Origin of the sequence: Flammeovirga sp. MY04 (assembly GCF_001682195.2) — a bacterium.
Taxonomy (GTDB): domain Bacteria; phylum Bacteroidota; class Bacteroidia; order Cytophagales; family Flammeovirgaceae; genus Flammeovirga; species Flammeovirga yaeyamensis.
In genome coordinates this window covers 2055862-2068730 of record NZ_CP003560.2, presented here as the reverse complement: position 1 = coordinate 2068730, position 12869 = coordinate 2055862, and the positions used below count along the sequence as shown (strand labels likewise).

General features: G+C 32.9%; 14 protein-coding genes. 4 read left to right on the top strand and 10 right to left on the bottom strand.

The genetic code is table 11. The annotated features are described in order from the left end of the window. Window positions 1-33: 33 nt before the first annotated feature. Together queD and MY04_RS08325 are read left to right on the top strand one after the other, a co-directional pair. Window positions 34-390 carry a 6-carboxytetrahydropterin synthase QueD gene (gene queD / locus MY04_RS08330; RefSeq protein ID WP_066208547.1) on the top strand — a complete coding sequence of 119 codons (357 nt, stop codon included), beginning with the start codon at window positions 34-36 and terminating at the stop codon, window positions 388-390. Window positions 391-473: 83 nt separating this feature from the next. Continuing rightward, complete coding sequence (locus tag MY04_RS08325; RefSeq protein WP_066208545.1) at window positions 474-2165, top strand: hypothetical protein; 1692 nt, start codon at window positions 474-476, stop codon at window positions 2163-2165. Between the two features lie 52 nt (window positions 2166-2217). Here the strand turns inward: MY04_RS08325 and MY04_RS08320 are convergent, their stop codons facing one another. Then, a complete protein-coding gene (locus MY04_RS08320; RefSeq protein WP_066208543.1) occupies window positions 2218-2508 on the bottom strand; it encodes a putative quinol monooxygenase in 291 nt (96 codons plus the stop codon). Between the two features lie 96 nt (window positions 2509-2604). On the opposite strand from MY04_RS08320, the gene gldC reads away from it, so the two are divergent. After that, window positions 2605-2949, top strand: coding sequence for a gliding motility protein GldC (gldC, locus tag MY04_RS08315; RefSeq protein WP_066208541.1), 345 nt, complete (start codon window positions 2605-2607; stop codon window positions 2947-2949). Between the two features lie 77 nt (window positions 2950-3026). Here gldC and MY04_RS08310 read toward each other — a convergent pair whose 3' ends face one another. From MY04_RS08310 to MY04_RS08280, 7 genes are all read right to left on the bottom strand, one after another. Next, complete coding sequence (locus MY04_RS08310; RefSeq protein WP_066208540.1) at window positions 3027-5276, bottom strand: tetratricopeptide repeat protein; 2250 nt, start codon at window positions 5274-5276, stop codon at window positions 3027-3029. A gap of 116 nt (window positions 5277-5392) precedes the next feature. Continuing rightward, a complete protein-coding gene (locus tag MY04_RS08305) occupies window positions 5393-6001 on the bottom strand; it encodes a hypothetical protein (protein ID WP_066208539.1) in 609 nt (202 codons plus the stop codon). 138 nt (window positions 6002-6139) lie between these two features. Next, window positions 6140-8029, bottom strand: a complete 1890-nt coding sequence (locus MY04_RS08300) for an amidophosphoribosyltransferase (protein ID WP_066208538.1) — start codon at window positions 8027-8029, stop codon at window positions 6140-6142. A 302-nt stretch (window positions 8030-8331) separates the two neighbouring features. After that, the gene (locus MY04_RS08295; protein WP_066208536.1) at window positions 8332-9435 is read right to left on the bottom strand and encodes a leucine-rich repeat domain-containing protein; all 1104 of its coding nucleotides are present in this window, start codon (window positions 9433-9435) and stop codon (window positions 8332-8334) included. Between the two features lie 62 nt (window positions 9436-9497). Beyond that, entirely contained in the window at window positions 9498-9899 is a 402-nt protein-coding gene (locus MY04_RS08290) for a thiol-disulfide oxidoreductase DCC family protein (RefSeq protein ID WP_066208533.1), read from the bottom strand. 5 nt (window positions 9900-9904) lie between these two features. Beyond that, a complete protein-coding gene (locus MY04_RS08285; protein ID WP_066208531.1) occupies window positions 9905-10405 on the bottom strand; it encodes a hypothetical protein in 501 nt (166 codons plus the stop codon). Window position 10406: 1 nt separating this feature from the next. Continuing rightward, window positions 10407-10853: an SRPBCC family protein gene (locus MY04_RS08280; protein ID WP_066208529.1), complete on the bottom strand. Its 447-nt coding sequence runs from the start codon at window positions 10851-10853 to the stop codon at window positions 10407-10409. 142 nt (window positions 10854-10995) lie between these two features. Between MY04_RS08280 and MY04_RS08275 the strand changes: the two genes are divergently transcribed. Further along, window positions 10996-11934 carry a D-2-hydroxyacid dehydrogenase gene (locus MY04_RS08275; protein WP_066208527.1) on the top strand — a complete coding sequence of 313 codons (939 nt, stop codon included), beginning with the start codon at window positions 10996-10998 and terminating at the stop codon, window positions 11932-11934. 102 nt (window positions 11935-12036) lie between these two features. Here the strand turns inward: MY04_RS08275 and MY04_RS08270 are convergent, their stop codons facing one another. Together MY04_RS08270 and MY04_RS08265 are read right to left on the bottom strand one after the other, a co-directional pair. Continuing rightward, complete coding sequence (locus MY04_RS08270; RefSeq protein WP_066208525.1) at window positions 12037-12327, bottom strand: helix-turn-helix domain-containing protein; 291 nt, start codon at window positions 12325-12327, stop codon at window positions 12037-12039. Between the two features lie 52 nt (window positions 12328-12379). Further along, window positions 12380-12679 carry a type II toxin-antitoxin system RelE/ParE family toxin gene (locus MY04_RS08265; RefSeq protein ID WP_169055526.1) on the bottom strand — a complete coding sequence of 100 codons (300 nt, stop codon included), beginning with the start codon at window positions 12677-12679 and terminating at the stop codon, window positions 12380-12382. Between the last annotated feature and the right edge of the window lie 190 nt (window positions 12680-12869).

Here is a 12869-nt window from a genome sequence, read left to right as displayed (position 1 = left end):
TGTCTGTTTTTACAGAATTGATACCAGAACACAATGAAGATATTTAAATCCTATATGTTTGAGGCAGCTCATTTCTTGCCTCATATGCCAGAGGGTCACCCTTGTAGAAGAATCCACGGTCACTCATGGAAGATGGAATTACACTTTGATGGTGAGTTAGTGATGCCATACGAATGGGTCATTGATTTTAACGAGATTGACGAAGTGGTCAACCCTATCTGGAAAGTTTTAGACCACAATTTCTTAAATGAAGTAGAAGGTTTAGAGAATCCAACTTCAGAGGTGATTTCTATGTGGGTTTGGAACAAAATTAAACCTGCTTTACCTGCACTTTATAAAGTGGTAATTTTCGAAACACCAGAAGCAGGTACTGAATATTGCGGAGAGTAATACAAAATTTATTATATTTGGAAAAGGATACTAAGGTATCCTTTTTTTTATGACTATTTTTTAATCTTCAATTATTTAATTAGATGAAACTAACACTTATTTATGCAATACTATTGGGTGTATTCTGTACCTACAACAATGCCATAGGTCAAGTAAAATACAATCTTGACTTTGAGTTTGGTGAAAAAACCAAAACGGGTCTTACTGAAACAAGTTTTGGAGTCGTTGCAAAAAACGACAATTTCATTTATGTGTTAAGTGGTAAAGGAAAAGGAGTTGGCTTAGCATTACCTGGTGGTTTTGGACCAGTTGTCGGAATTGGAACAAAAGTTAAGCTTGAACTTCAAATTTTTGATCATGATCTCAACATTAAAAAAGAACTTTCTTTAGAGGACATTGCCTTAGGGGCCTTAAATGGAGCACCTGATAAAACTTATGAATTTATCTACCAAGATAAACAAGAGAAAATTTGGTTATTCTTTTCTACTCATTCAAAGTCAGCCAATCATTTGTATAGAATGCGTTTGAATGATAATAACTCTGGTTTTGAAAAACCTATTTTAGTATCACGTCAATCAGGAGATAAAGATCATAACAGACAAGGAACATATAATTACAAGTTGTCACCTAATAAGGAACTACTCTGTATTTATTCTTACAATTCTGTGAAAAAGGCAAAATCAACAGATGTTTATGTTGAAGTAATGGATCGAAATTTTAAGAGACAATGGATCATTCTTAATAAGATTCCACAGTATAACAAGGATGGTTATTTGTCAACTTTAGCGTCTTCTTTAGATAAAGCGACAAATATAAAATCGGAGAACATTAAACTTACAAATGAAGGCTCTTTTTATTTCTTATCTAAGGTAAAAGAGAAAAAAGAGAAACTAGAAAAATATGTTTTGTACGCCTTTTCTAATGGAAAGCGAAATGCTATTACTAAAGTGTTTTCTAATACTAAATATTATAATAACGCCCTTTATTTACAACCCTACAATGGAAAAGTAGGAGTAGTTGGTTATTATTCAGATGTAACTTCAAAGAGTAAAGATATTAAAGGTATTATGATTGAGATGATGGATCCAATTACTCTTAAAACCTTAAATAGTATTCATACTCCCTTTACAAATAAACAACGTAAGGATTTTATGGTATCTGATGCTTACCCTAAATCAGCAGAAAAAGCAGGTAAATTTGTAGGTAAGGATGAGAAATTGAATAAGCAATTCGCTAAAGGTAAAGATGTTTTTATTAGTGGTCGTACAAAACCATTACGTTTATTTTTCCATTCTAATAATTCATTTACTTTGGCAAGTGAAATGTATAATGAACAAACTTATGTAACTACTTCAACCGACCCTAATACAGGTATGACGAGCACTAGTAGCAATTTCAAAATGTATTATGGTGATGTTTGTTTTGTTAACTTTGATGATAAAGGCAAAGTAAATTGGATAAAAAATTATCATAAATATCAAGTACTTGATAGAAACACAATTCTATGCAAAGGTATGTTTATGGAGCAATTTGATGATACCATCCTTTTCTTCTATGCTAATATGAACGTAGATAAGATTCAATTTGCTGAAGTCGATTTTAATGGGAACATACACTCAAGAGATGTACAACCACTGAAGAATGGAAGAATAGATAAGTACTATTTTGTTCCAGAAAGCTATGTAAAACTTGGAGAGAATACATATCTAGGTAACAATTTGAAGAGTTTTAAAAGTAAACTTACCAAATTGGTAATTACTGAAAATACATTATAAATGGAGAAGATATCACTTTTATCAATGAAAATAGGGGAGTCGAAAGGCTTCCCTATTTTTTTACTTCAAACATCGAAAAAGCCTCTGCTTTTTCTTTAAATAACACCTTAGTTTTTTTCCATGTAGTGATAAAGAACTCAGAATCTCTATATCGATCCAGGGCTTCTTGATTTTCCCAAATAGAAAAAGTCATTACTTTATTTAGGGCATCAGCATCTTCTAAAAGTTGTACTGACTGACAGCCCTCAAAGCTTTCAATAGTAGGTTGTACCTCATGAAATAACTTTTTGAATTTATCAATGTTATCTTTTTGGAACGACATTCGAACAAAACGGTGAAGCATATAGAATCAATTGTAAATTTAATTTTATTAATCCTTCAAAAATTGCAACTTTGCAGCATTAATCAAAAGGATTTAGCCAAACTTATTATATAAGAAATGAAAGAATCACAGATTCGTTTAAAAGTAGAATTGGATGATCAGAATGTTCCAGAGAAAATTTTCTGGAAAGCAGATGATTCAGGAGAAGTAGGTCTTAACGAGACAAGAGCATTTGATCTTAATATTTGGGATCATGAGAAAAAAGAGACGTTAAGAATCGGTCTTTGGGGAAAAGAAATGACCATCGAAGAACTGAAATTCTTTTACATTGATGCAATGGGTGGTATGGCACAAAATATAGTGAATGCTACTGGCGATCAAAAAATGGCCGCTGAGATTCACCAATTGTGTAAAAAACTTTCTGACCACGTAGTGGAACTTAGAAATAAAGAAGGTAAATAAAAAATAGCCCAAGAATTTAATCTTGGGCTATTTTTTTGATCAACCAAAAACTAAACTTTAGAGTTGATGGTTTGTATTTATTGCTCTTTATAATTACAATTTTCACTCACTAAACCAGCAGCTTTTTCATGACCTAATTCAGCTGCTTTATTAAAGTCTTCACAAGCCGATTGCTTGTTATGAAGGTCTTGCTGAATTAAACCTCTCTGGTAATAAATTTCAGGATCTTTATTATAAATATTTATTGAGGTCGTGAAATCTTGAATGGCTCCTTTCTTATCGTTGTTTATCTTTTTGAGATAAGCTCGATAATCATAATACTCAGCATTCGTAGAGTTAAGTTCTATTGACTTATTATAATAATTCATGGCCTTTATATAATCACCTTCTGAGTGATAACACTGACCAATCTTATTCATGATATTATCATTAGGTTCGTCTAATTTCTTTTCTATCACTAAAAATAACGATAAAGCTTTATCATGCTCGCCTAAACGCATATATGTATTGCCCAAATTATCTTTATAAGTAAGTGCCTCAGCTTCCATTTCAGTGGCTTTTGAGAATTGAACTAAAGCATCTTCATAATTTCCTACTCTAAATAAAGCAACACCATAATGATTAATATACGCATGATTTTCTTGTTCTAATTCTACTGTCTTTTTAAAATAAGGTAAAGCTTCAGTGTCTTTATTGTCCTTTCTTAGAAGATACCCATAATTGTAATAATCCATAGCAATTGCGTTAGGATGTTCTGTACATTTCTTGAAATAATAATAAGCAGAGTCTAACTCATTTAGGTTGTAAAGTGATAATGCAAGATAATTATATTGTAAACGCCCAATTTTAGTGGAATCAATTTCTAAGGATGTTTTGAAGTCTTTTGCAGCACTTTTGAAATCCTTCAGGTTATACTTAGCTAAACCTAGATAATAATAAGTACTTTTCTTTTCTTTATTGTATTGAATGCTCTGATTGAAATCAGAGATTGCGTCATAATAATTTTCTAGCTCTAAATGAGCACGACCTCTATTTGCAAAATAAGTAGGGTTAGGTACTGAATTGTTGATGGCATTATCAAATTCTGCAATGGCTTTTTCGAATTCTCCTTTTTCATAGAAACTTATCCCTAAATCATTAAAATAATCAGCACCTTTTCTATGATCTTCGATCGATTCTTTTTTAGTTGCTAACATTTCTTCTGTAGGATAGAATAGGGTAGTGTCCATATCTATATTAAAATTAAACTTATCAAAAGTCATGATAAATTTACTATTCATGCTTAATTGAGTGTACGATCTAGGTACATAACCGCCTTTAAGAATCTCTACTTTTATGGTTGTAATCGCATTTTCGTTTTCTTTCTGGACAGTATGGAAATTATCTTTTGAATAATAATATCCCTGATAATTCATGCCTTTTTCAACAACAATTCGATAACATTCTTCTCCATCGATCACAGCTTCACCAAAATTTCTAATTGTAAATCCACTATCTATTAATGCGAATAACTGACTTTTGAATATGTTTGAATTGCTATTGTCCTTTTTTGATTCATCAGTGATTTCTTCAAGCTTCAAAGACTTCTCTATACTCGAATAATTCCAGATATTTTCTTTGTTCATACCAGTATAGACTTCGAATTCCATGATTTCCATTTTCATCATATGGTAATCGGGTAATTGGAAATAGGCAGTCATTGATCCTGAAAACTGAGTGTCCTGAGCAATAGTACCTTCCACCTTAAATGTTTTACCAAAAAGGGTATCGCTTTCAGCTGCATTTTTAATTTTATCTAAAACCTCTTTTTGAAGTTTATCATCCTTTATTAAACTAAATTTTTGTGTACCGTAACGTTCTACACTAGCAGCGATGTCTTTAGTGTATTTTTCTTTTACATCTTTAGCCACTTTGTCTTCATGTACTAAAAGTATTGAAGCGTCTTTAAGATTGGTGTCATCATTGGTACTGTAGGCTATTAGCGTATCGTTTTTGACCGATTCCATAAAATAATCGCCAAAGTTCATTGCTTTACCATGTACTAATTTCGTTTCGTGAAATTCGGGGACATCTTTCGTAAGATCACCTTCGATATGACATTTAGTATTAAAGTAATTGAACCAATACATTTGGGCTGAGAATTTTCCTTTTTTACTTTTAGTCACTTCAAAGGTTACAGGAAAGGTCATACCACTGTTGTAAATAAATTCGCCATACCAAACTCCTTCTTTTACCACAGTTTTTGATAGATCTGATTTGGTTTGAGCGTAGTTAGCATGCATAATGAACATTAGAATTAATGCCCATAATAAGTTTAGTCTACTCATTGTATGTAAAGTTGATACCTAGTATTAAAAAAATAGAAATTGAATATAAGTATATTAAAAATTAGATAAAAAAATAAGTCGCTAAATGAATATATAACATTTAACAACTTATCGTTTTAATGATTTCTTTTGAATAAATTCTTGATTTTAGAAAAAACAGAATTATCAACTTTAGTAATTGATCCTACTGTGGCAGTCCTTCCTTTTTTCGTTACTTTTTGAGGTATAGGGATCATCATCTGATCCAAGGATTTAAAAAGCTCTCGTCTGCTTATCTGAAGTAGGTATTCTTCCAAAGTCATGTCCTGTTGCCACATCCGTTTTAATTTCTCTACTCTATCGGTTACTTCTTCAGGTGACTTTTCTAAACGCAGACCAATACTTTTGGTGTCTATTCTATTGATAAAGAACATTTTCAATAACAAAAGATCATCATCATTAAATTTGATTTCCACTTCCTCAATAATACTATCTTCTTCTGTAGTAGGGAATCTTTGATTGATTTCAGCTTCAATATCAGCATCATCAGAGAGTTGGTTCGATTCCATAATGGTTTTCGTTAACGCCACACAAAAAGCCGACTTATACTGTACAGGGTTATCTATTTGATGTTGTCCCTCAACTAAGTAGTAAAAATCGTTGAATGCTCTTTTTATTAAGCGTTCCTCTCTATTTCTAAATCCAAGTACATATCGAATACTCGGGAGTAAAATTCTATTGCTCATATAGTATTAATAACTCCCTCTTCAGAATGTTTTAAAAAAGGAGTAGATTTTAAATTATAATCAAAAGATAATAAAAAAGGCCCAGTAATTATTACCGGGCCAAATATCATTAATGATCTAGGATCACTATTATCAATTTTAGTAAGCTCTACCGTCTTTACCTTCCATGAAGTTAACGAAAGCTCTGTTGGCAACTCTCATACCGCCTTCAGTAGGGAAATCACCTGTAAAGTACCAATCACCTAAATGATTAGGACAAGCCTCGTGTAAGCTATCGACCGTTTGGAAGATCACTTTCACATCTGCTTTGATGTTGTGCGACTTAATGATGTTGGCAATCTCATCAGAGATTTCTTCATAAGTAAACTGATCATACAACTCTTGTACATAGTTCACCATCAAAGGTTCGTCTTTTCTTAAAGCTGATTTACAACGGTAATACACCTCATCCAAAAGATCTTCTTTGCCATTTCGTTTGATCAAGTTGACCATCGCCCTAAAGGCAACAAATTCTTTCATCTTAGACATATTGATACCGTAGCAATCAGGATATCTAATTTGAGGAGCAGAAGAAACCACAACAATACGTTTTGGATTCAAACGATCTAACATTTGAATGATCGATTTCTCTAAAGTAGTTCCTCTTACAATAGAGTCGTCGATAACCACAATAGTATCTACATCTCTACGGATGACCTCGTAAGTAGTATCGTAAACGTGAGCTACCATATCGTCTCTCATTGCATCGTCTGCAATAAAAGTTCTAGCTTTCACATCTTTGATAACTAATTTTTCCTGACGAGGACGGAAAGATAAAATCTTCTCTAATTCCTCTCCAGATACACCTTTCTCGATAGATTCTAAACGCTTAGCCACTAAATGCTTGTCTAAGCCTTTCATCATACCCAAGAAAGCAGTTTCTGCTGTATTTGGAATGTAAGAGAATACTGTATTTTTAAGATCGTAGTCGATAGCTTCCAAAACTTTTGGAATCAACAACTTACCCAAAGTCTTACGCTCGTTATAGATCGCAGGATCTGTACCTCTTGAGAAGTAGATACGCTCGAAGCTACAAGATAATTTCTTTTGAGGTTCTAAGTATTGAACTTCTTTATAGTTAGCTTGTTTGTCGATGATCAAAGCGTGACCTGGATTGATCTCTTGAATTTTGTCGTAGTCAGCATTAAATGCTGTTTTGATAGCCGTTTTTTCAGAGGCTACGACAATGATTTCATCATCAGCGTAGTAATATGCAGGACGGATACCGTTTACATCTCTAGCAACGAAACCGCCACCAAAGCCTGTAAGACCCATAAATGCATATCCACCATCAAAATCTTTACAAGAACGAGAGAGTACACGACCTAAGTCTAGTTCTTCTTCAATCTTCTCAGAAATCTTGATGTTGTCATCTTCAGTCTTTCTGTATTTGTCAAATAAGTCTTGTACCTCAAGGTCCAAGAAATGACCGATTTTCTCCATCACCGTTACAGTATCCACATTCTCTTTTGGATGCTGTCCTAACTCTACCAAACGATCAAATAACTGATCTACGTTGGTCATGTTAAAGTTACCCGCCATAATTAACTGTCTAGAACGCCAGTTATTATTTCTCATGAAAGGGTGACAGTGGTTGATGGTGTTGTTACCATGAGTACCATAACGAAGGTGGCCCATGTAGACATCTCCAACAAAAGGAATGTTGGAACGTAGGTAGTCTGCGTCAAGGTACTTTTCCGTATCCTTACTAAGTTTGTTTAATTTCTTACCTACTTTCTTGAAAATGTCGTTGATCGGGTCTGACTCTACCGATCTTGCTCTATCAATAAATGGTTTGCCAGGTTTCATACCTAACTTGATACTTGCGATACCTGCACCATCTTGACCACGGTTTCTCTGTTTCTCCATCAGTAAATACATTTTACTGATAGCATAAGTTGGAGTACCGTACTTTTCAATAAAGTATGACAACGGTTTTCTTAGGCGTAGCATGGCTATGCCGCACTCGTGTTTAATTACTTCACTCACTGGACTAGGAAAGTTAAATGTTTATCCAAGTGCAAAAAAAGTCTTATTTATCTATTTACCCAAATAAGAAGGCATAAATAATTTGTTAATGATTAAATATTCGAGAAATTTTTAAAGTGATACTAATTCTTTGATTTTTTACATTCATTGTAATGCGATTTATATCAATGAATTGAAAGACAGAAAAGTGCCTGTATATATCTTTGAATAGATCATTTGATGTATATCAGATAATTTGTGAAATAAAAAAGCCATCCCAATTTTTCATTGAGATGGCTTTTGATCTATTTTATCAAATCAGATTAAAAGTAATCTGTTTCGATATTTGGATGCTTTTCTTTGAACTTCGCTACATCTTCATCAGAAACTTGAGCGTCTCTGAAGTAGATAATTGATAAACTTGGAGAGTTATCCAGTGGATCTAAAGTAGCTACTTGAGAGCCAGTGATAATAAGGATACTCAATTTTGGAAGTGTAGAGATAGGCGATAAATCTTTCACTGGAGTGTTAGAGAACGTCAACTCGTTCATCGACTTAGATTTTGCTAAAGCACTAATGTCTTCCACTTTACTGTCTGAGAAATAGAAAGTATGTAAACTCTTTAATTTCTTTAGACTAGAGATGTCTGTGATCTCTGTGTTACTGATGTTTAAGTGTTCCAATTTCTTCAACTTCTTCAAAGGCGATAAATCCATCACTTTTGTTTTTTGGATCTGAAGCAATTTTAAGCTTTTCAAACTAGAGATCGCACTTAAATCAGAAACGTTGGTATATGAAACCTTTAACTCCTCGATAGTAGGTAATTTACTAAGGAAAGAAAGATCCTCAACTTTAGTCTCATCAATAGATAACATCTTTAATGTTTTGAAAGCAGAAAGAGATTCCCACTCTTTAAACATTTTATTTTGGAAAAGGTCGATGTTTTCTAACGGTAACCCGCTGATCGCTTTTAAAGAAGCAATCTTAGTACCTGATAAATAAATGGCTTTTAAAGTAGTAGAACTACTCAAAGGGCTTAAATCTTTTACATTACTGAATGCCAAGTTCAAGCTTTGAAGATTTTTTAGATTTTGAAGGGGTGTTAGATCTTTAACTCTAGTATAAGAAATATCAACGTTTTCCAGCTTTACTAAATTCTCTATTGGCTTTAGGTTACTTACGATTCTCTCATCGCCAAAGTCATCATAACCTGATGCATTGATTGAAGTTAATTCTTCAATCTTAAGTAAACCTGCTTCGGTCATTTCATCTTGATCCCACATAATTTGGGAAGTGAAAATCCCTTTCCAATATTTATCAAGACCATTCCACCATTCCATATTTAGCTTTTCTTGTGCGAAAGTACTCGCAGAAAAGGATAGAAAGAGCAGTAAAAATAAATTCTTTTTTAAATCAAAAGTGATCATTCTATAAAATGTTAGTGTCTATTATATATTACGACTGATATCGTTTCATATTGTGTGGATGACTAGGAAGTTCCTCTAAATTTTTTCTGTTGATGGATTAATTCACAAGTATCTTCTTTCTTTCCAAACAATCTGTACCTGTATTTTGCAATAAGATCATAAATAAGGTCTGTTACCGTTATAGGAAATATTGTACCAAACCGAAGTAAATGAAAAGGTGATTTAAGATCTTTTGCAATTTCAAGAGCAGCACGCGATTTCGTAAAGGCTTTTTGATTACTCACTAAAACAATGCTATCTATATAATCTGGGTTAAGATCGTACTTTTTTAATAACGACTTTCCTTCATCAGATTGTAAGGACGCAAACTGAAAAGTATCCGATTTTTCGTGTCGAATTATAAACTGAACACTTTTATCGCATAAGTTGCAAATACCATCGAACAAGATCACTTTTTTGTCCATATCACTTACTGATTAATCGTGCAATTAGGTTGTCTTAATAGAACTGTATCTATCTGAGATTGTTCAACCACTAAGTTCTTAATGCTTAATGTTTTTATCGAATGATTCATGATGGGCTGTAAATCATCCACATAAGAATCATCAATAATTAAAGTTTCTAAAGCAGAACACAACATCAAAGAATCTAGATCGGCAACATCGGTATGGTCAGCATAAACCTCTTTCACCAAAGGAAAGAACATAAGCGGGTCTAAAGAATCTATTTTTTGATAAGAAGCATAAATTCTATCCAAAGGAATGAGGCGATTGAAAAAAGTGAAGTCAGGCCATTTTACCACCTCTAAAGTTTCATCAAATAATGATTGATAGACTTTGCTAAGATCGTTTTCTTCTTTTATGAATTGATGCACCTTCTCGCTCTCAATATTTTCCTCTTGCACTTTTATGCTGAAGAGAATAATTTCTTTCCAAGCATCATCCAATCTATTCCAAGTAGTTATTTGCATATTATTTTATGACCAATCGGTCGACGTATTGTTTTAGATTTTCTTTAATAAAGTAATTCCATCCACCCAAACAGCTTTCGTATCGAAACTCTTCAATATCTTGATTAAAAGGGTCAGTAACGGTATGTGTTAGCGTTAATCTTGATAAGTTTTCGCTTATTGAATCAATAGAAAAACAAACTTCTGAACTTCCATCATAGCCTTGATATTCCCACAATAAAGTAAAGCTTTTTTGTGGCTGAATAGCTAGCACTTTCCAAAAATGAGGGAATACCCGATTTGGAGTTTCTACATCAAACAGTAATTGATACCCCACCTCTAATTCAAAGGATGGAATATTAGAAAAGAACCAATTTATTTGATGTGAATGTTGGGTGATTACCTCCCAAAGCAAGCTTTTTGAAACAGTAAACTCTTCTGTTACAATCACTTTTTTATTTTCTTCCAAATTTTCAACTTTTTGATGTCCGATGGATAGATCAAAGGTATTTAATATTCTGGAAAGTTGTTACAAAAATCACTTGTTGTTATAGTGCTATGGAGATATTATTTATTAATTTGTGACATCAGTCAATACATAAAAAGAAATTATGAAAATCGTATTTTTAGATGCGGAATCTTTAGGGAACGACGTACAAACAGAACTTCAACAATTTGATCAGCTAGGAGAGGTGATCCATTATGCTTTAACACCAAAAGAAGAGACATTATCACGTATCAAAGATGCGGATGTAATTGTAACAAACAAGGTGGTGATTACAGAAGAAATGATGAAAGCTTGTCCTCAACTTAAAGGGATAGCGATTACAGCAACTGGAACCAATAACGTGGATTTAGAGGCGGCAAAAGCCTTGAACATCCCAGTAAAAAATGCAGTCAATTATTCATCAGAAAGTGTGGCACAACAAACTTTTGCCATGCTATTGTCATTGATGAATAATATACATGAGTACGATGAGTTTGTGAAAGATAATTCATACAGCAACCATCCTTCATTTACATGGATTGGAAAGGGTTTTCAGGAAATCAATGGCAAAACGTTTGGGATAATAGGACTCGGAAACATCGGTAAGCGAGTAGCTGAGATTGCCACTGCTTTTGGTGCAAAAGTGATTTATTATTCTACTTCCGGTGTGGCAAGAGACGAGCGTTTTACTTTGGTAGATAAAGACACCTTGTTCAAAACATCTGATATTATCTCAATACATTCTCCATTAAATGAGGCCACTAAAAACATCATTTCTGTGGAAGAATTAAAAATGATGAAATCTTCTAGTATCCTACTGAATACTGGTCGTGGTGGAATTGTAGACGAAAGTGCATTGGTGGATGCCTTAAACGAAAATCAGATAGCTGGGACGTGTGTAGATGTATTTACTGTAGAACCTATGGAACACGATAGTCCTTTTAAAAATGTGAAAGATAAGAGTAAAATTCTTTATTCGCCGCACATCGCTTGGGCTAGTTTAGAAGCGAGAAGAAAACTGTTGAGTATTACTTCGGAGAATGTGAAGAGTTTTATGAATTAGTTTAAAGACATTTATAAGACTTACTTTTAGAAATAAAATTACCAACTCCAATTATGATTGATAACAGTGATTGGAGTTGATTTTATATTTAGAGACGGGGGCTTATAGTTCGATCTGAATTTTAAGTTTACCTCCTAAACCTTTTTCAACAATCTCGAATAAAGTCTTAAGAGTAATATTACTTGAGTCATTTTCTACTCTTGAAATATAAGTACGTTTTTTATCTATTAATTCTGCCAATTCACTTTGAGTCATAGATTTCTCTTCTCGCACTTTTCTTAGGAGCATTCCAATTTTTAGAGACTCAAATTCTCTTTCTAAATTATCTCTCCTTTCGGTTCCTTTTTTTCCGTAAACCTCATCCTTTATATCTTTCCAGCTTTGAGTGTCCATTATTTATTTCTGTTTTGGTTAATAAAATATTCTTCCATCAGTTGAATAGCCTTTAACAATCCTTTTTTGGAGTCTTTTGAGTTTTCTTTTGAAAACCATTTATTAAAATGACAAGCTTACCTTTATCAAAAAAACAGAATACTCTCCAAATATTTGAGCCTAATTTTATTCGTGCTTCATATAACCCTTTTGTACCTTCCAATTGTTTCAAGTATTGAGTTGGTACACGTTCATAAGTCTCTATAATTTCAATTACCTTAAAGATTTTATCTTGAACTTTTGGATTCTGTTTTTTCAAAAACTCCTTGAAGTAATTCTTATATGCAATTACCTCTCTGACTTTTTTATCCAAACCACAAAGGTAACTTATAAGTTACTTTGGTCAAAATTTTAATAACATAAAGTATTATTAGGAATATGATAATAGAGGCAATACAATCTTACCTATTTAAATAATTCCACATTTTAAAATCTCAGTAGCACAAATTCCAAAAAATTCTCCTCTAAAAATAAAATCTTCATTATTAATTCTTAATTCATCA

Coding starts and splice junctions, on each gene's coding strand:
- queD (WP_066208547.1), top strand. CDS start 34: ATGAAGATATTTAAATCCTATATGTTTGAGGCAGCTCATTTCTTGCCT.
- MY04_RS08325 (WP_066208545.1), top strand. CDS start 474: ATGAAACTAACACTTATTTATGCAATACTATTGGGTGTATTCTGTACC.
- MY04_RS08320 (WP_066208543.1), bottom strand. CDS start 2,508: ATGCTTCACCGTTTTGTTCGAATGTCGTTCCAAAAAGATAACATTGAT.
- gldC (WP_066208541.1), top strand. CDS start 2,605: ATGAAAGAATCACAGATTCGTTTAAAAGTAGAATTGGATGATCAGAAT.
- MY04_RS08310 (WP_066208540.1), bottom strand. CDS start 5,276: ATGAGTAGACTAAACTTATTATGGGCATTAATTCTAATGTTCATTATG.
- MY04_RS08305 (WP_066208539.1), bottom strand. CDS start 6,001: ATGAGCAATAGAATTTTACTCCCGAGTATTCGATATGTACTTGGATTT.
- MY04_RS08295 (WP_066208536.1), bottom strand. CDS start 9,435: ATGATCACTTTTGATTTAAAAAAGAATTTATTTTTACTGCTCTTTCTA.
- MY04_RS08290 (WP_066208533.1), bottom strand. CDS start 9,899: ATGGACAAAAAAGTGATCTTGTTCGATGGTATTTGCAACTTATGCGAT.
- MY04_RS08285 (WP_066208531.1), bottom strand. CDS start 10,405: ATGCAAATAACTACTTGGAATAGATTGGATGATGCTTGGAAAGAAATT.
- MY04_RS08275 (WP_066208527.1), top strand. CDS start 10,996: ATGAAAATCGTATTTTTAGATGCGGAATCTTTAGGGAACGACGTACAA.
- MY04_RS08270 (WP_066208525.1), bottom strand. CDS start 12,327: ATGGACACTCAAAGCTGGAAAGATATAAAGGATGAGGTTTACGGAAAA.